A 17,499-nucleotide genomic window follows, 5' to 3' on the forward strand; every position below is an offset into this window, starting at 1 on the left:
GAGGGACGGGGCAAAGCTACTCCTTTGCCACGGCGTCAAGCACGCGCACCAGCTGCGTCACAAACCCGTATTCGTTATCGTACCAGGCAACGGTTTTCACCAGCTGTAAGTCACCCACCTCGGTGACTTCGGTCTGCGTGGCATCGAACACTGAACCAAAGCTGGTGCCGACAATATCCGAAGAGACGATCTCCTCATCGGTATAGCCGAAAGATTCGTTACCTTCCGTCGCTTTTTTCAGCGCGGCGTTAATTTCATCCACCGTCACTTTTTTCTCAAGCACGCAGACCAGCTCGGTGACCGAACCGGTGAGGGTTGGCACGCGCTGCGCGTGGCCTTTCAGCTTGCCCTGCAGCTCGGGGATAACCAGCCCGATAGCTTTCGCGGCGCCCGTAGTGTGCGGAATGATATTCTGCGCGGCGGCGCGTGAGGCGCGCAGATCCTTATCGCGCGGTCCGTCAACCAGCGACTGCGTACCCGTATAGGCGTGAATGGTGGTCATGGTGCCGAGCCTGATACCGAAGCTGTCGTGCAGCGCTTTCGCCATCGGCGCCAGGCAGTTGGTGGTGCACGACGCGACGGATAAAATTTTGTCTTCGGGGGTGATGGTGTTGCAGTTAACGTTGAAAACGATGGTTTTCATATCCCCCGCAGGGGCGGAAATCAGCACCTTCTTCGCGCCGGCGTCCAGGTGCGCGCTGGCTTTCTCCTGCGAGGTGTAGAAGCCGGTGCACTCAATCACAATCTCGACCCCGTCCTTGCCCCAGGGGATATTCTTCGCGTCTTTTTCCGCATACACGGCGATCTTTTTACCATTTACGACCAGCGCATCCTCGGTGTAGTCCACCGTGCCGTCGAAATTTCGGTAGCTTGAGTCATGCTTAAGCAGGTAGGCCCAGCACTTTCGGCGAGGTAAGATCGTTTATCGCGACGATCTCCACCTCGCTTTTCGTTTCCAGAACGCGGCGCAGCACCAGACGTCCAATGCGGCCAAAGCCATTAATGCCGATTTTTTTCATGACCGTTACCCCGTTATTCACAGTTGGAAGCAGCAAAAACCGTAATCATCACTAGTGATAGTTCATAAACAAGGGTGTCGCAAACCGCGGCGGCGGGGCGAAATATGAGGGGATTTGTGCAGATGTGAATGATTTTTTAAAGGTTTGCCGTTATCCTGGTGCCATCATTGTCACAGGGCAGATCCTTTAATGCGTAGCAAATACACTTCGTTACAGATAACGCTTCACTGGCTGGTTTTTCTTTTAATCGTCGGGGCCTACTGCGCCATGGAGCTGAAGGGCTTTTTCCCGCGCAGCTACCGGCCAACCATTAACGCCATCCACGTTACCTGCGGACTGAGCGTGCTGGTGCTGATGGTCGTGCGCCTGCTGGTGCGGATTAAATATCGCGCTCCGGCCATCACGCCGAAGCCCCATCCGGCGATTACCGGCCTTTCGCATCTGGTACACACCATCATCTACCTGATGTTTATCGTACTGCCGATCTTCGGCTTTCTTACCGTCTATTTCAAAGGCCACGACTGGTCGGTGCTGGGCATTCCCATGCCGCATGCCCCGGAATTAGATGAGGACCGGCAGTTTACCGTAAAAGAAATCCACGAGCTGATCGCCAACACCGGCTATTTTGTTATCGGCATTCACGCCTTTGCCGCGCTGTTCCATCATTACATCTGGAAAGACAACACCCTGCTGCGCATGCTGCCGGGGAAGAAAGATCGTCTGTAATAAACACGGCTCCCGCCTGCCGGCGGGAGTCTTCTACGCCACGCCGAAATAACGCAGCCCCGCGGTAATAAACGCCGCTACAAAAATTACGATAATCAGCGGCACCTTACGCCAGGCCAGCAGCACGGCGACGGCTACGCCCGCCACGCGCGCGATCCCCGCAAAATGCTCGTTTTCATAAAAAGTGGTCGCAACGGCGACGGAGAAAAGCAAAACGGTTGCCGCATCGGCAAGCAGCAGTTTTGAGGATTCAGAAAGCAGCAGCCGGTTGCCAAGTTTTGCGCCGGCCAGACGCATTAAATAGGTTCCCACCGACAACAGCGCCAGGCCGGCAATAATCTTCAGGGTTGCGGCCATTATTTTTTCCTCGCAAGGATGCCAAGCATCGACAGTAAAACCGGCATGCCGACCGGGGTAAAGGGTACGGCAAGCAGGGAGACGGCGGCGCCCGTTAATGAACGAAGCAGAGTGGTGCGATTTTTAAAGGCGGGGATAACCAGCGCCAGCAGAATGGTTGGAAATACCGCGTCCAGGCCGATGGTTTCCGGGGCAGGCAGCAGTTTGCCGACCAAGCCGCCGGTCACGGTGCCCAGCGGCCAGAAGAGCGCGACGCCGGTGCCGCACAGCCAGTAGGCGGCCTTGCGCGCCTGCGGCGTTGACTGGGATAAACCGAATACCACGCTTTCATCGTTCATGATATGGCAGCCGACGTAAGCCGCCAGACGCGAGCCGACAAACTCCCGAACCGCCACGCCGAACGGGAAATGGCGCGCATTGACCAGCAGCCCGGCAAGCGCGGCGGCAAAGGGGCTTCCGCCGCTGGCAATAATCGCGATAAACATAAACTCCGACGCGCCTGCCAAAACCACAATTGAAGAAACAACGGGCAGCCATAGCGGAAAACCATAAGCCACCGACAGCGAGCCATAGGAAATTCCGACGAAGCCTACCGCAAGACAGATCAGGAAAATGGCCTTTTTGGTTTCTGCCGGCACCGCCGAAAAACGCAGGTCAGACATAAAAATCTCTCATAACGAACACTTTGTACTTTATAATGAACAAAATGACATTTTTGATCAAGTCGAACGAAACGTTCATTATAACGAACGGTGCGTGCTTAAGGGGAGAGCCATGACACAGCCCATCAGCATCATTGCTAAAAGCCTGGCCAGGGAACGTGAACGCGCCAACCTGTCTCTGGCGGAGGTGGCAAGGCGCGCCGGCATCGCCAAATCCACGCTTTCACAGCTGGAGGCCGGTAACGGAAATCCTAGTCTGGAAACGCTGTGGGCGCTGTGCGTCGCGCTGAATATTCCTTTTGCGAAGCTGCTGGAGCCGCAGGGAAATACGACCCGGGTGATTCGTAAAGGAGAGGGCACAAAGGTGGCTTCCGAGCGCGCGGACTACCAGGCTACTTTGCTGGCGACCTGCCCGCCGGGGGCCAGGCGCGATGTCTATCTGCTGATGACCCAGCCCGGCGAAGAACGCCGTTCGCTGCCGCATCCGGCCGGTTCCGTGGAGCATATTATTATCACCCAGGGCAGAGCGCTGGTCGGCACGACAGAAGACGCGCAGGAGCTGAATACCGGGGATTACATCTGCTATCCGGCGGACCGGGAGCACCTGTTTAAGGCGCTGGAAGCCGATACCATGGCGATTCTGGTGGCCGAACAGAGCGCCTGAGTGCTGGATTTTAAAATAAGTTTACCGGGCCGAAAATGTTAGAGGTCAGGCTTGAACGTTAGGGAATTTCCAGTATGCATCAATATTGGATGTTGATGTTAAAAGGAGAGTAGGTCCTGCGCTCAGCCCGATAGATGTGCCAGTAATATATGCAATTAAATCAGTTAGTAACAATCGGATGAAATGGAAATCATTATCACCTAAGATAGGCTTCCGTATGTCACTTTTTAATAATTGAGGGCAAGATGGCTGTATCAAGAGAATTTCTTCTTAGCGTTTATGAAAGATGCAATGAACATCTTAGAGATCAGTCTACCAAGAGGGACCAGGCAATAGCCTTCTATCTTGTGGTTATATCCTTCTATTTTGGCTCATACAGTAACGTGACTAAATTTTTAACTGGCGTGTATGCTCCTGCTTTATTTAATGTGGTAATGGTGTTGATTAGCGGGATGACAATAAGAACACTGTCTGGATTACGTTCCTGGCATATGCAATACAGTAGCGCAATCTTGCTTTTGAACATGATTATAGCCAGAGATATTTTAAAGTTGAAAGATGTAAATCGAGTATCTGCAGCATTTTTTTCCAAAAAAGACAGGCTTAATTCAAAAATGGAAATTAAAGACTTATTCAAAGGAATTGAAAATAGAGTGGTTTTTGGGATGATTTTTATTTCAGGATTGCCGGCGGCAATGTTGATGAAAGAATTGGCAATAATTATGAAGATCCAAAGTAAGGATATTGCTTTTTTTATGGAAGCTTTATGCTATCTGACATATGTTTTTATATATCTAAAAAGTACTATAATGGTAATTCGTAGTTCGGCTAAACATAAAACGTGGATAGTAAACTTTGGAAACTAAAGTAATTGAAAATCAATACGTTATTGTTACTATGGGTGCTGATGGCTATGTGCGTATTGTTCAAAAGTCTGGCGGGGTAGTCATTGCGCCTTATTTTAACGAGAGCTACGCCTTAATTAAACATGCTCGAGGGGATGAAATATTGTTGGAGTTTCCCAGAGGATTTCTTGAGAGCGGTGAGTCCCATTTAGCTGGAGGCGAAAGAGAACTAAAGGAAGAGCTCAATGTTGTAGCTCAAGATATAGAGTTGCTTGGCGATTTACGTACAGATTCCGGTCTTATTAGTGATAATGTGAAAGCAATTAGATGCAAAGTAAAAAATCTCGATACGCTTATGGTGCAGGCAGAAGAAGGTGTGTTGTCTTGTAATTTATACTCAAAAGATGAGATCATCAATGCTGTAAGAGAAAACAAAATTAAAGACAATTTTACTCTATCAACTTTGATGCTCTTGATTGCAAAAAAATATATCTAACCATTTGGCAGCAGTGAACTAGTGCTGATTGAAGCGGCAGAAAAATATTTGCGTATGTATTCTTTCTCATATTGTATTAACTTAATTAATTATGGCCGGTGCGGTTTTGTTTGCTGAGACTGCATCGCCGCAGATTTCAGTTGGCATCTCATTATATAGTTCAATTAGATTTGGCAGTTCTTTCATCAAACAATTATTTGACTATATGGATGCGCCGGAAGCGATTGCTTCTTCCGGCGAGATAAATATTACATGATGTAAGTTACGTGAGGTTATAGTTTAATTGGTTTTGCTTTTAATATAAAGGCTTTCACTTTAACATTATTTTCGACTATGTGATAGCAAGCTGAAGCCATTAGTATATTAATAATGCCTATTATTAGCCATGCTTGCCATGTGGCCATGGATTCTAATATGGAATGGTTGTTTGTAATGTAAATCATTACAGGTAGTTGCATCAAATAAAAAGAATAGCTGATTTTTCCAAGATAAATAAATGGTTTTGCTATCCTGGTATTAGCGATATCCATGCAAGCTATGCAATAAATGAGAACCGCTGTAGCTGGGACAGTAATGAAATTGTTTTTCACCCACCCAATGTTATCTACAGGTGAGAGAATTAATAAAACTAAGATTGCAACAGGTGTCAATATTGGTAATGATTTTTTTAATCTCAAGCCGGAGCTATAGATGCATCCCAGAGCTACACCAATGACGAACTCAGGTAGTCTGTACATAGGACCTATATAAAGCAAGGGGAACCAACCTCTGTCGTTAATATTCATAGTCAAGGGTACCATTAATGAAGTGGCAACATAAGCAATGAAGATTGACAGGAAAGGATTTCTCTTAATTAAAGGTAGCAATAAAGGAAATGTTATATAGAAAAACATTTCAGTCGATACCGACCATGAGCCACTGAAGTGCCAGATGCTAAATGAAGAGGGAATCCAGGATTGGCTTGCAGTAAGATATAAAAATATGTAAGTCGTAATTTTTGCAAGGTCATAAGAGAAAATAAAAGGTAACGATATTATACCCATTGCAATATATGCTGGATATATACGCGCAATTCTGGATTTTAAATAATTTTCTCTTATGCCATCTTGATATGCCCATGCCATGACAAAACCTGAGAGTATAAAGAAAAATGACATGCCAATAGCACCGTTTTTGAAAATGGCAGCTAACCAAATAGAAACATCAGCTGGATATCTAAGATTGCAATGGAATATGAAAACGTAAAATGCAGCGATAAATCTAAATATTGTGAGGCCGTATAATTCATTACGCTGTGACATTTGTACTATTTCCTTTCTTTGCGGTAGGGCCCGCATTCTATCTTGTACTACGCCGGAAGCGAAGCAACAGGTACCCATTTGTACTGAAAAAAATCAGATTTAATATTTGGCGGACTAGGGACTAACCCCGGCATCTAACCTTTTCAGTTTTTTGCGACAGCTTCTCTGTCTGCTGAGAAGATAGACAGACTCTATGGTCAGGGATACGTACTATTTATTCGTAAGAATTTCAGCGTTGCACTCGTATGTATGACATTCGGCCCTTTATAAATTACGCGGCAAAGCATGTCTGGTTCTGGGAGGTCATACGAAGCAAGGGATTGCCAGTTCTCATTTCTTTGCTGATAGGGCAATGGAATGCAGGCAAAGAATGACCGAGGGACTCCCTGTTTCAACATGGTACAGATACTCCGATCTGCTGGTTGTCAGTTAAATGGCTCTAAAACACGTCCAAATTCACGGGCATTTTAGGGATAGAACACACCCAAAAATGACTTTGGGGGCAAATTTAGGGGCATTATAAACACTGTATATGGATCCACGCGTCCATTGCTGCTGCTCTTTAACCTGCTAATAAAAAAGAAAAATTCAATTTCACCAATCATCTGAAAATTAGGTTACAATACCCCCCTATAGTATCTATAGAGGCCGCTATGCCACATTCACCTGAAGATAAAAAACGCATCCTGACGCGGGTAAGACGTATCCGCGGCCAGACGGAGGCGCTGGAGCGCGCCTTAGAAAATGGCGATCCCTGCATCGCCATCCTGCAACAAATCGCCGCCGTGCGCGGGGCCGCCAATGGCCTGATGGGCGAAATGATGGAAATCCACCTGAAAGACGAGCTGGTCACGGGCGATACGTCCGAGGAGCAGCGCGCGCGGCGTATGGCAGAAGTCGGAAAATTAATTCGCTCTTATCTAAAATAACACTTATTCCCACCTGATAACGGAAGAAGAACATGAAATCACGTGCTGCAGTAGCATTCGGACCGGGCAAACCGTTAGAAATCGTAGAAATTGACGTAGCGCCGCCGCAAAAAGGCGAAGTGCTGGTAAAAATCACCCACACGGGCGTCTGTCATACCGACGCGTTTACCTTATCCGGCGACGATCCGGAAGGCGTGTTCCCGGCGGTGCTGGGCCATGAGGGCGGCGGGATCGTAGTTGAAGTGGGCGAGGGCGTCACCAGCCTGAAGCCAGGCGATCACGTTATTCCGCTGTACACCGCGGAATGCGGCGAGTGTAAGTTCTGTAAATCAGGCAAAACCAACCTCTGCCAGGCCGTTCGCGCCACCCAGGGTAAAGGTTTAATGCCGGACGGCACCACGCGTTTTTTCTATAACGGCGAACCGATTTACCACTATATGGGCACCAGCACCTTCAGTGAATACACCGTGGTGGCGGAAATCTCGCTGGCGAAAGTGAACCCGCAGGCGCCGCTGGATAAAGTTTGTCTGCTGGGCTGCGGCGTTACCACCGGCATCGGCGCCGTGCACAACACTGCAAAAGTGAAGGAAGGCGACACCGTCGCCGTGTTCGGCCTGGGCGGTATTGGTCTGGCGGTAATCCAGGGCGCGGTGCAGGCGAAGGCCGGGCGCATTCTGGCCATCGACACCAACCCGGAAAAATTCAGGCTCGCCGGCGAAATGGGCGCTACGGACTGCATCAATCCGAAGGACTACGACAGGCCGATTCAGGACGTTATCGTTGAACTAACGGACGGCGGCGTGGACTTCAGCTTTGAATGCATCGGCAACGTAAACGTTATGCGTTCCGCGCTGGAATGCTGCCACAAAGGCTGGGGCGAGAGCGTTATTATCGGCGTGGCGGGCGCGGGTCAGGAGATTAAAACCCGTCCGTTCCAGCTGGTAACCGGCCGCGTATGGCGTGGTTCGGCGTTCGGCGGCGTAAAGGGCCGTAGCCAGCTGCCGGGCATGGTAGAAGAGGCGATGGCGGGTAAAATCAATCTCGATCCTTTTATCACGCACCGCCTGCCGCTGGAGCAAATTAACGAAGCGTTCGATTTGATGCATGAAGGGAAATCGATTCGTACGGTGATTCACTTCGGCGAGAAGTAAGTTTACGGCGGAATATTTCGCCGCTGCCGCCAGCTACTGGCGGCAGCCTTCGCTTAGTGGGCGACGGATTTTGAGAACAGGTTAATCACCAGCACCCCAAGAACGATCAGCGCCATCCCCGCCAGCGCCGGCCAGTCCAGCTTCTGGCCAAGAAACAGCCATCCTACCGCCCCAATCAGCACTATGCCTGCGCCTGACCAGATAGCGTAAATCACGCCGGTGGGAATGGTGCGCATCGTCAGCGACAGACAGTAAAACGCCACGGCGTAGAACAGCACGGTTGCCACGCTCGGCCACAGGCGGCTAAACCCTTCTGAAAGCTTTAGCGAGGAGGTGGCGATTACTTCCGCAACGATAGCGATCGTCAGCCAGAGATAGGTCATTTTATGTTCCATAGTGAATAAATAAGGCGGCCTGTCGATAATATTCATAGCCGCAGGGCGTTGCAAACCCTAACGGCCCCGCGCCTGGAGTCGGCAAAAGCTGAACGGCCAGGGCGTAAATCACTATCAATCTCATCTTGTGGTAATTAATATCGCTGTTTGTGTTAAATCAAGTTTAATTAACCCGTTAATTTGTTAAATGCAGTCCTTATTGAGCACTAAATGCCGCTTATGGCGACATTATGTTCTTTGAAAATTAATTTAAAGTTTTTATGATACCGGTAACGTAAGAGGCGTAGCCTTACCTTTCCGGCTCGACCCCTTATGGATAGTGATTTTAATTCACGTCTTCTCAAGGGCGAGTTATGGACTGGCTGGTCGATTATTTCTCAACATATCTTTATGGCCTGAAAATAATGGCCATTTTTCTGGCAATCCTTTTATTTATTAGCGGCATAGACGATCTCTTTATCGATATCGTCTACTGGGCGCGCCGCTTCTGGCGGGCCACTACCGTCTATCGTAAACATACGCCTTTAGCCGGGCAGGAGCTTTATAAGCCAGAGGAGAAAGCGCTGGCGATGATGGTGCCCGCATGGCGGGAAAAAGGTGTTATCGGTAACATGGCGGCGCTTGCGGCGAACACGCTGGATTACGAAAATTACCATATCTTTGTTGGCACCTATCCTAACGATCCTGAGACCCAATGCGATGTGGATGAAGTCTGCTCGCTGTTTCCCAACGTGCATAAAGTCGTCTGCGCCCGCCCGGGGCCTACCAGTAAAGCCGACTGCCTGAACAATATTCTCGATGCGATTTTACAGTTCGAAGGTAACGCCCGGTTCAGCTTTTCCGGGTTTATTCTGCACGACGCGGAAGACGTGATTTCGCCCCTCGAACTGCGCCTGTTTAACTATCTGGTGGCGCGCAAAGATCTTATACAGATCCCGGTTTATCCTTTTGAACGCCCATGGACGCACTTCACAAGCCTTAGCTATCTGGACGAGTTCGCGGAACTGCACGGCAAAGATGTGCCGGTGCGTGAAGCGCTTGCAGGCCAGGTGCCGAGCGCGGGCGTAGGCACCTGTTTTAGCCGCCGGGCCTTACTGGCGCTGATGGCCGACGGCGACGGCATCGCCTTTGACGAGCAAAGCCTGACCGAAGACTACGACATTGGTTTCCGCCTGCGGCAGAAGGGCATGGAGGAAATTTTTTGCCGCCTGCCGGTGATTCACGACGAAAAGAAGCCCGTTTCCTTTGGCCAGCGGGCAAGAACCGCAAACGTCATCTGCGTGCGGGAATATTTTCCCGATACCTACGCCGCCGCGGTGCGGCAGAAATCGCGCTGGATAACAGGTATTGTCTTCCAGGGTTTTAAAACCCACCGCTGGAGCGACAGCGCGATCCTTAATTATTTCCTGTGGCGCGACCGCAAAGGGGCCATCGCCAACTTTCTCAGCTTCGCCGCCATGCTGGTGATGCTGCAGCTTGTGGCGCTGCTGATTTATCAGCATGCGGTGGAGGATGCCTGGCAGTTCCTGTCGATTTTTATCGGCGGGGCGTGGCTCACCACGCTGCTGTGGGTAAACTTCTTCCTGATGGTGAACCGTATTGCCCAGCGCATCATCTTCGTTACGGCGTATTACGGTTTGCTGCAGGGGCTGATGGCCATTCCGCGCCTGTTCTGGGGCAACCTGATTAACTTTATGGCTAACTGGCGAGCCATTCGCCAGGTGGTGCGGCACGGCGATCCGCACCGCGTGGCATGGGATAAAACCACGCACGATTTTCCAACAGTAACTATTAACCGCATTTTGCGTCCGCTGGGGCAAATTCTGGTGGAGAGCGGCGTCATTACGACCGCCGATCTGGAAGACGTTCTGAGCAACCGCACGCCGGGCTTAAAACTCGGCGGCTGTATGGTGCAGCGCGGCCTGATAAGCCCTTTGCAGCTGGCGCAGGCGCTGGCTGAGCAGGTTCATGTGCCTGCTCAGCCGTTTGATTTCCGCAAGCTTAACCCGGAGCTGATTCACTCCGTGCCGGCAAAAATAGCCTTACATTACGCCATTCTGCCGCTGCGCGTAGCGGACGGCACGCTGATTTTCGCCAGCGAAAGCGCCATCGATCCGGTCTCCCTTGCCGCGCTGTCGCGCAAAGTGAAAAGCAAAGTGGGCTACGTTATCGTCCCGCGTGGGCAGGTGGTGGTCGGGCTTCGCTACTGGTATGGCCAACAGCAGATTCAGCACAAGCGGCGGCTGCTGGAACGCACGGTGGCGGCGGGCTTCTTAACGCAAAGCCAGGCCAATAATCTTTGGGACGAGTACGTTGCCGGGCAGATCTTTTTTGCCGAAGTGCTGGTCAGCGAAAACAAACTTGATGAGGCGGTGCTCAGAGCCGTCCTGCTGCGCTACGAGCGCAGCGACATGCTGTTCGGCGAGTTTTTAGTGCAGCAGGGCGTTGTCGGCCAGCAGACGGTAAACGAGGCGCTGGCGCGTCAGCAAAAGCTTCAGCCCTCTTTACAAGGCCTGTTGCAAAAGGCGGGAATTAGCAGCCTGCAGCTGGCGTGTCTGATGGAGGGTAAGCCATGAGACGGCTCCTGACGCCGCTTGCCGCGCTGGTTTGCAGCGCGCTTATTTCCATGCCGGCTAATGCCGCCCAGGTCGTTACGCGCCAGCAGCTGGGCCTTAGCGACTACCGCTACTTTAAAGTCTATCCGCATCTGGCCCGCGCCCGCCAGGCCCTGAAAGAAAACAATGAAGCGCGGGCGATAGGGAGCTTTAAACATGCCCATGAAATGGCGCCGCAGAGCGTGCGGATAACGCTGTGGCTTGCCGAAGCGTATCGTCATTTCGGTCATGACGATAAAGCGCGAGCGCTGCTTGATGAGCAGCTGCGAAAAACGCCGAATGATAAAGACGCGCGCCTGGCCCGGGATGTTATTCCCTTGCCGGAGCAGAAGGTGGAAACCGCCGCTGCTTTACACGCGCAGCAAATCGCCTGCGACGCGAATCCTTCGCTTCAGTGCCGCAGCGAGGTAGGCAGAAACGCCATAAGGCTGGCGCAGCTTAACGTGGCGAAAATGCAGCTCTCCGACCTGGCGTTTCGCCATTCGTCCCAGGGCCGCGCGCTGGCCGATGAGCTGTCGCAAAGAGCGATTTTTCTGCAGCAGTGGCGGCTGGCCGATCAGAGCTTCGCCCTGCTTGATGAGCAGCAAACGCTTAGCGAAGCGCAGTACCAACAGTGGTTCGGTATTTTACTGTTTATGCAGCGCGATGAACGCATCCTCGACCTGCAACGCCAGGGCGTGATGAACACGCCCGCCATGCAGCTGGCTTACGCCCAGTCGCTGGCGCAGCGCAAGGCGATTAAGCCGTTACGGCGCTACCTTTCCCGACACAATCCGGTTTTTGCATCCGCAAGCGAAGAGCATAACTGGCTCGGATTATTAGCGACCTACGGTGAGAATCCGGGAAAAGCCGTGGCGAGCAGGGAGATAAAATATCCGCAGAACCGTCAGTACATACTGACGACGCTGCTGCCTGTCCGCATGCAGCAGAAGGACTGGCAGGGCGCTTCGCAGCTGCTGAGCGAATTCCCGCCGGACGCGGTGCTGGAGCAGCGTCTGGATCTGCACCTCGCGCAGCAGGATCGCCGGCAGAGCGTGCGGATGATTGAACAAATCAGCCGGAGCAGGCGGCTGTCCGCCCGGCAGCTGGACAGCTACAGCTTTCATCTGGTGACCTTCGGCGAAGCCCGCGCCGCCAGCGCGCTGCTGCTTGAATACTGGCCGTTTACGCACGCCGGGGGCCTGCAAAAAACGCTCGCCGACAGGCTGTACGCGCTGCTTGTCGCCCATCCGCAATGGCTGTCCGCTAAAGATAAGGCTCGCCTGGCGCAGCCGCTGCCTGCGGCAGAGCAGCGCATGCGGCAGGCGCGCCTGTTCACGGGGGCAGAAAACTGCGCCGTCGTCATGACTATGCTGGGTGATTTTGCGCAGGCTTACGATGCGCCGAGCTGGTCGCGCCTTGCGGAATGCTATCAGCAGACCTCGCCGGGGCTTGCGCTGTACGCCGCGCAGCGTGCCGTTGAACGCGATCCGACACCTTACTACCGGCGTCAGGCCGCCTGCCTGGCATTCTCCGTGGAAGATTACGATTTGGCGCGCGACTATTGGGCGAAAATCCCGGCGCAGAGTATGACTGATGACGACGTTGTGGCCGCTGCGCGTAGCGCCCGGCTGGCCGACGATGACGGCTCGCTGACGTACTGGCAGGAGATCGCATGGCAGCGCGCAATGCCGGAAATTAACTTTACTTCCGCTCCGTATCAGGATGATGCAGAAAAAGGCTTTGCGCTGCTGCGTGGCGGCAACGTTGCAGGCGCGCGCCGCGCGTTTGAAAAAGCGCTGCGTGCCAGTCCGGATTCGCCGGAAATCCTGCGCCAGCTGGCGTACGTCAATCAGCGGCTGGATGACAAAGCGCGGACGCGTTTTTACAGCAGGCGAGTGGTGGATGACATCGACAACGCCGCCGCGCCGCGCCAGGGGCTGACGGACGAGCAGAAAAAAGAACGCTTTGCCCTGCGCCGCGTTGACGAAGATACCGCCCGCCGCTGGACGTTTTCCTTCGACGCCTCGCCTGGCCTGACGAAAAGCTCCGGCGCCGGCAGCGGTTCCGATCCGCACGCGCCGCGGGATAAAAGCAATCGCAGCTACGGCCAGGCCGAGGCGGAATACCGCATCGGGCGTAATCAGCTTTTCGCCGGCGATTTGCTCTCAGCCTATGGCCGCACCTTTGCCGGCAGCGGCGGGCATACGAACATAGCGCCGGTTTACCAGCCCATGCTGGGCTTAGGCGTGCGCTGGCAGCCCCTTCACGAACAGATCTTTTACCTCGCGCTGGAACAGCAGCTGCCGCTGGACAGGCATGAGGCAAAGGCTGACGTCATGCTGCGGGCCAGCGCGTCGTTTCTCAACGGCGGCAAATTCAGCGACGACTGGCACCCCGTCGGCAGGGGCTGGTTCGCCCAGAATCTTTATCTGGATGCCGCCCACTATGTGAAGCAGGATTACCAGCTTTACACCGCGGATTACCGCGTGAGCTGGCATCACAAAATCAGCGACCACCAGACGCTTGAACCGTACGCCCACGCGCAGTACAACGCCGCGGTCAATACGCCTGATTACGAGAACGGCGACGGATCCCGCTTCTGTCGGGATTCCGCCCTCGAAGGCGCTGGCGTGCGGCTAAACCACTGGTTTGGTGAAACGCGCTATCAGGCCTTTCCGCATAAAGCGAGCCTGGGACTGGAGTATCAATACGTTTCCGCCGGCCATCGCCGCGAAACGAACGCGGAAAATAACCTTTTTCTGACGCTGGGAGTGCGCTGGTAATGAATATTTTGCTGCCGTTTTTTATCGCGCTAACGCTGCTGGTTTCGCCGTTCGCCCAGGCCGTCAACGCCGTGATGTATCAACCGCAGCTGCGCGATATGTCTGTGAGCGACGCGCAGTGGCAGGCCATGCTGCAACAGTTAAAAAGGCAGGGCATCGACACCCTGGTGCTGCAGTGGAGCCGCTATGGCGACGCCTTTCGCGACGGAGAGTCCCGCCGCTGGCTTGAACATAAGGCCAGCTTAGCGGCCGGGTGCGATCTGAAGCTGGTGCTGGGGCTGGCGGCGGACGAGCGCTTTTTCGAACGCCAGAAGCAGCCTTATGCGGCGCGGATAAACTATCTGCACCGTCTGCGCGCCGAAGATGTCGCCGCCGCTGCGCGCTGGGTAGAAGTGCTGGGCAAGGCTAAAATTGCCGGCTGGTATATCAGCAGCGAACTGGACGATCTGCACTGGCGCACGCCGCAAATGCAGCAGGGCCGCCCGGGACTGGCTGTTCAACACGAGGCATGCGCTGACGGCGGTAGCGGACAGGCCGGTGGCGGTGAGCAGTTTTTTCGCCGGCAATATGACGCCTGACGGCTGGGCGAAATGGGTCGCCATGCTCGGCGATAGCGGCGTAAGAATCTGGATACAGGACGGGGCGGGCACGCAAAAGCTGCCGACGGCGGCGCGCGCATTGTATTTGCACGCGCCGGCGGCCGGTCAGATAGTCGAGCTCTTCCGGCAGGATAAACACGCCGCGGGTTTTCAGGCTTCGCCGCTCTCCGGCGCTCAGCAGCAGCAATGGCTGGCAACGCCGTTGCCGGCCGGGCAGGACAGGGTCTATTTCTCGCTGCGCTATATGGATGTGGCGCAAGGCGTGCTGCCGCGTTGAGGCTTTGCCGCGCCTTGCGCCACGAGGTCAGGATTTAAACCCTGCTGCGTTCATCAGCAGCCGGAACACCATGCCCACCGCGGCCAGCGCCAGTACGCTGCCGCCCCAGAGCACCGCCATCCACAGCAGGCGTTTACTGAACTGCTTTATTTTCATCAGTGATAGCCCTCGCCATGCTGCACTTTTCCGCGGAACACGTAATAGCTCCAGAAGGTGTAGATCAGAATGACCGGGATAATAAACAGGGCGCCGATCAGCATAAAGCCCTGGCTCTGCGGCGGGGCTGCCGCCTGCCACAGCGTCATTGCCGGTGGAATGATACAGGGCCAGATGCTGATACCAAGGCCGCCAAACCCGAGAAACACCAGCGCCAGCGTCAGCACAAAAGGCGTGCTGTGCAGGCCGGTGGCCGAGCCGGCGCTTTGCCATAGCCACAGGCTGCACAGCGCTACCAGCGCCGGAACCGGCAGCAGCCAGTACAGATTGGGCAAGCTGAACCAGCGGGCGGCAATCTGCGGATGGGCGAGCGGCGTCCAGATGCTGATGACGGCCATGATAGCCAGCAGCGCCAGCAGCAGCGGCTTTAGCAGCCCGCGCATCTTATCCAGCAGCGGATCTTCGCTTTTCATCACCAGCCAGCTGGCGCCCAGCAGGGCATAGGCCACAATCAGCCCCGCGCCGCAAAACAGATTAAAGGGCGTCAGCCAGTCAAGCTGCGCCCCGGCGAAGGCGCGTTTCGCAACCGGGAAGCCGGAAATCACCGCTCCGACGACAACGCCCTGACAGAAAGTCGCAAGGATAGATCCGCTAAGAAACGCCTTATCCCAGAACGGGCGATGCGCCGGAGTGGCTTTAAAGCGAAACTCAAAGGCCACCCCGCGGAAAATCAGGCCAATCAGCATCAGGGTCAGCGGGATGGTCAGGGCATCCACAATCACCGCGTACGCCAGCGGAAAGGCGCCAAACAGCGCGGCGCCGCCGAGAACCAGCCAGGTTTCGTTGCCGTCCCAGACCGGAGCGACGGTGTTGACCATCACGTCGCGATCCTGGTTATCGCGGATAAAGGGGAAAAGGATGCCGATGCCCAGATCGAACCCGTCCATCACGATATACATCAGCGTGGAAAAGACGATGATCGCAAACCAGATCACGGAAAGATCGATGCCCATTAGCGTTTCTCCTCAAGGGATTCAGGGACTGCGGAAAGCGGGCGTGTGGGCCGGCCGTCGGTCGGGGGAGCGGTGTCGTCGAAGGGCTGCGGGCCCTTTTTGATTAACCTGATAAGGTAGCTGTAGCCTACGCCGAACACGGACATGTAGACCACGAAAAACGTCAGCAGGCTGATGCTCATCTGCAGCTCGCCGTGCGCGGAAACCGCGTCTTTGCTGCGCAGCAGGCCATAAACCACCCACGGCTGGCGGCCCACTTCGGTAGTGACCCAGCCGGCCAGAATGGCCACCAGCCCTGAAGGCCCCATCCATAACGCGAAATGCAGGAAGGGACGGCTTTCATACAGACGATGCCGGTAGCGCAGCCACAGGCTGGTTACGCCGAGCAAAATCATCAGCAGGCCGAGGCCCACCATGGCGCGGAACGACCAGAACACCACGGTGGAGTTTGGCCTGTCTTCCTTCGGAAATTCTTTTAGCGCCGGAACCTGTTTATCCAGGCTGTGCGTGAGGATCAGGCTGCCCAGCGCCGGAATTTCCAGCCCGTAGCGCGTGCGCTCCTGCTGCATATCAGGCCAGCCGAACAGCAGCAGCGGCGTCGGCTCGCCCGGCGCGTTCTCCCAGTGGCCTTCGATTGCAGCAATTTTTGCCGGCTGATGCTCAAGGGTGTTCAGGCCGTGTATATCGCCGAGCATGGCCTGGACGGGGGCGACGATCGCCGCCATCCACAGCGCCATAGAAAACATCGTTTTCACCGCCGGCGTTTTATTGCCGCGCAGCAGATGCCAGGCCGCAGAGGCGCCCACAAAAAAGGCGCTGCTGAGAAACGCCGCGATGGACATATGCAGCAGGCGATAGGGGAAGGACGGGTTAAACACCACGGCGAACCAGTCCACCGGCACCACCTGGCCGTTGAGGATGTCAAAGCCTTGCGGCGTCTGCATCCAGCTGTTGGAAGCCAGGATCCAGAAGGTGGAAATCAGGGTGCCAAGCGCCACCATACAGGTGGCGAAAAAGTGCAGGCCGGGCCCGACGCGCTGCCAGCCAAACAGCATCACCCCCAGAAAACCGGCCTCCAGGAAGAAAGCGGTCAGCACTTCATACGTCAGCAGCGGGCCGGTAATGCTGCCGGCGAACTGTGAAAAGCCGCTCCAGTTGGTGCCGAACTGATAGGCCATCACCAGCCCGGAAACCACGCCCATGCCGAAATTGACGGCAAAAATCTTCGCCCAGAAGTGGTAGAGCGCACGGTAAACCGGGTTTTTCGATTTCAGCCACAGTCCTTCAAGTACCGCCAGGTAGCTGGCAAGCCCGATGGTGATAGCGGGAAAAATAATGTGGAAGGAAATAGTAAAAGCGAACTGAATCCTCGCCAGATGAAAAGCGTCTAAACCAAACATACATAACCTCTGGGTACATAAAAGACCCGGCCATATTAGTCCGTCGCCGCAGTCAGGGTCAGAAACAGAAAAGGTTTAATTAGCTATAACAGTTAGTGAAAAAAGCGTATTTTTAAGGAGCTGATATAG

17 protein-coding genes and 1 pseudogene are annotated in these 17,499 nt (G+C 54.1%); 10 read left to right on the forward strand and 8 right to left on the reverse strand.

The window, feature by feature from the left end; genetic code table 11:
- Positions 1 to 16: 16 nt before the first annotated feature.
- Positions 17 to 1,019 (reverse strand): annotated as a pseudogene (gap, locus tag WLO32_RS09895) (type I glyceraldehyde-3-phosphate dehydrogenase).
- A gap of 189 nt (positions 1,020 to 1,208) precedes the next feature.
- Between gap and cybB the strand changes: the two are divergent.
- A complete protein-coding gene (cybB, locus tag WLO32_RS09900; RefSeq protein WP_435948140.1) occupies positions 1,209 to 1,745 on the forward strand; it encodes a cytochrome b561 in 537 nt (178 codons plus the stop codon).
- Positions 1,746 to 1,778: 33 nt separating this feature from the next.
- Here cybB and WLO32_RS09905 read toward each other — a convergent pair whose 3' ends face one another.
- Positions 1,779 to 2,102 (reverse strand): AzlD domain-containing protein, encoded by a 324-nt coding sequence (locus WLO32_RS09905; protein ID WP_435948141.1) that lies wholly within the window; start codon positions 2,100 to 2,102, stop codon positions 1,779 to 1,781.
- Positions 2,102 to 2,764, reverse strand: a complete 663-nt coding sequence (locus WLO32_RS09910; protein ID WP_435948142.1) for an AzlC family ABC transporter permease — start codon at positions 2,762 to 2,764, stop codon at positions 2,102 to 2,104. Before WLO32_RS09910 ends, WLO32_RS09905 begins: the two co-directional genes overlap by 1 nt.
- Positions 2,765 to 2,876: 112 nt before the next feature.
- Between WLO32_RS09910 and WLO32_RS09915 the strand changes: the two genes are divergently transcribed.
- The 3 genes from WLO32_RS09915 (at position 2,877) to WLO32_RS09925 (ending at position 4,769) form a co-directional block, all read left to right on the forward strand.
- A complete protein-coding gene (locus WLO32_RS09915; protein ID WP_435948143.1) occupies positions 2,877 to 3,428 on the forward strand; it encodes a helix-turn-helix domain-containing protein in 552 nt (183 codons plus the stop codon).
- Positions 3,429 to 3,673: 245 nt separating this feature from the next.
- The gene (locus tag WLO32_RS09920) at positions 3,674 to 4,294 is read left to right on the forward strand and encodes a hypothetical protein (protein ID WP_435948144.1); all 621 of its coding nucleotides are present in this window, start codon (positions 3,674 to 3,676) and stop codon (positions 4,292 to 4,294) included.
- Complete coding sequence (locus WLO32_RS09925) at positions 4,284 to 4,769, forward strand: NUDIX hydrolase (RefSeq protein WP_435948145.1); 486 nt, start codon at positions 4,284 to 4,286, stop codon at positions 4,767 to 4,769. The genes WLO32_RS09920 and WLO32_RS09925 overlap by 11 nt, the downstream gene beginning before the upstream one ends.
- Positions 4,770 to 5,041: 272 nt before the next feature.
- Here the strand turns inward: WLO32_RS09925 and WLO32_RS09930 are convergent, their stop codons facing one another.
- Positions 5,042 to 6,070: an acyltransferase family protein gene (locus WLO32_RS09930; RefSeq protein WP_435948146.1), complete on the reverse strand. Its 1,029-nt coding sequence runs from the start codon at positions 6,068 to 6,070 to the stop codon at positions 5,042 to 5,044.
- A 653-nt stretch (positions 6,071 to 6,723) separates the two neighbouring features.
- On the opposite strand from WLO32_RS09930, the gene WLO32_RS09935 reads away from it, so the two are divergent.
- Positions 6,724 to 6,999, forward strand: coding sequence for a metal/formaldehyde-sensitive transcriptional repressor (locus tag WLO32_RS09935; protein ID WP_121267408.1), 276 nt, complete (start codon positions 6,724 to 6,726; stop codon positions 6,997 to 6,999).
- 32 nt (positions 7,000 to 7,031) lie between these two features.
- On the forward strand, positions 7,032 to 8,150 hold the full coding sequence (locus WLO32_RS09940) for an S-(hydroxymethyl)glutathione dehydrogenase/class III alcohol dehydrogenase (protein WP_435948147.1): 1,119 nt from the start codon (positions 7,032 to 7,034) through the stop codon (positions 8,148 to 8,150).
- 53 nt (positions 8,151 to 8,203) lie between these two features.
- Here the strand turns inward: WLO32_RS09940 and WLO32_RS09945 are convergent, their stop codons facing one another.
- Positions 8,204 to 8,533 carry an SMR family transporter gene (locus WLO32_RS09945; RefSeq protein ID WP_435948148.1) on the reverse strand — a complete coding sequence of 110 codons (330 nt, stop codon included), beginning with the start codon at positions 8,531 to 8,533 and terminating at the stop codon, positions 8,204 to 8,206.
- 365 nt (positions 8,534 to 8,898) lie between these two features.
- Between WLO32_RS09945 and nfrB the strand changes: the two genes are divergently transcribed.
- Genes nfrB through WLO32_RS09965 form a run of 4 tightly spaced genes read left to right on the forward strand, consistent with a single transcriptional unit; the run spans position 8,899 to position 14,801 of the window.
- Entirely contained in the window at positions 8,899 to 11,121 is a 2,223-nt protein-coding gene (gene nfrB, locus WLO32_RS09950; RefSeq protein ID WP_435948149.1) for a cyclic di-3',5'-guanylate-activated glycosyltransferase NfrB, read from the forward strand.
- Positions 11,118 to 13,925 (forward strand): NfrA family protein, encoded by a 2,808-nt coding sequence (locus tag WLO32_RS09955; protein WP_435948150.1) that lies wholly within the window; start codon positions 11,118 to 11,120, stop codon positions 13,923 to 13,925. The genes nfrB and WLO32_RS09955 overlap by 4 nt, the downstream gene beginning before the upstream one ends.
- Positions 13,925 to 14,503, forward strand: coding sequence for a DUF4434 domain-containing protein (locus WLO32_RS09960; RefSeq protein WP_435948151.1), 579 nt, complete (start codon positions 13,925 to 13,927; stop codon positions 14,501 to 14,503). The genes WLO32_RS09955 and WLO32_RS09960 overlap by 1 nt, the downstream gene beginning before the upstream one ends.
- Positions 14,469 to 14,801, forward strand: a complete 333-nt coding sequence (locus WLO32_RS09965; RefSeq protein WP_435948152.1) for a hypothetical protein — start codon at positions 14,469 to 14,471, stop codon at positions 14,799 to 14,801. The genes WLO32_RS09960 and WLO32_RS09965 overlap by 35 nt, the downstream gene beginning before the upstream one ends.
- 27 nt (positions 14,802 to 14,828) lie before the next feature.
- Here WLO32_RS09965 and WLO32_RS09970 read toward each other — a convergent pair whose 3' ends face one another.
- The 3 genes from WLO32_RS09970 to WLO32_RS09980 are packed head-to-tail and all read right to left on the reverse strand — an operon-like array spanning position 14,829 to position 17,370.
- The gene (locus tag WLO32_RS09970) at positions 14,829 to 14,957 is read right to left on the reverse strand and encodes a DUF2474 domain-containing protein (protein WP_435948153.1); all 129 of its coding nucleotides are present in this window, start codon (positions 14,955 to 14,957) and stop codon (positions 14,829 to 14,831) included.
- Positions 14,957 to 15,970, reverse strand: a complete 1,014-nt coding sequence (cydB, locus tag WLO32_RS09975) for a cytochrome d ubiquinol oxidase subunit II (protein WP_435948154.1) — start codon at positions 15,968 to 15,970, stop codon at positions 14,957 to 14,959. Before cydB ends, WLO32_RS09970 begins: the two co-directional genes overlap by 1 nt.
- Complete coding sequence (locus WLO32_RS09980) at positions 15,970 to 17,370, reverse strand: cytochrome ubiquinol oxidase subunit I (protein ID WP_435948155.1); 1,401 nt, start codon at positions 17,368 to 17,370, stop codon at positions 15,970 to 15,972. Before WLO32_RS09980 ends, cydB begins: the two co-directional genes overlap by 1 nt.
- Positions 17,371 to 17,499: the final 129 nt, after the last annotated feature.

This window comes from Dryocola mayonis (genome assembly GCF_051307045.1).
In the GTDB taxonomy this organism is placed as follows: domain Bacteria; phylum Pseudomonadota; class Gammaproteobacteria; order Enterobacterales; family Enterobacteriaceae; genus Dryocola.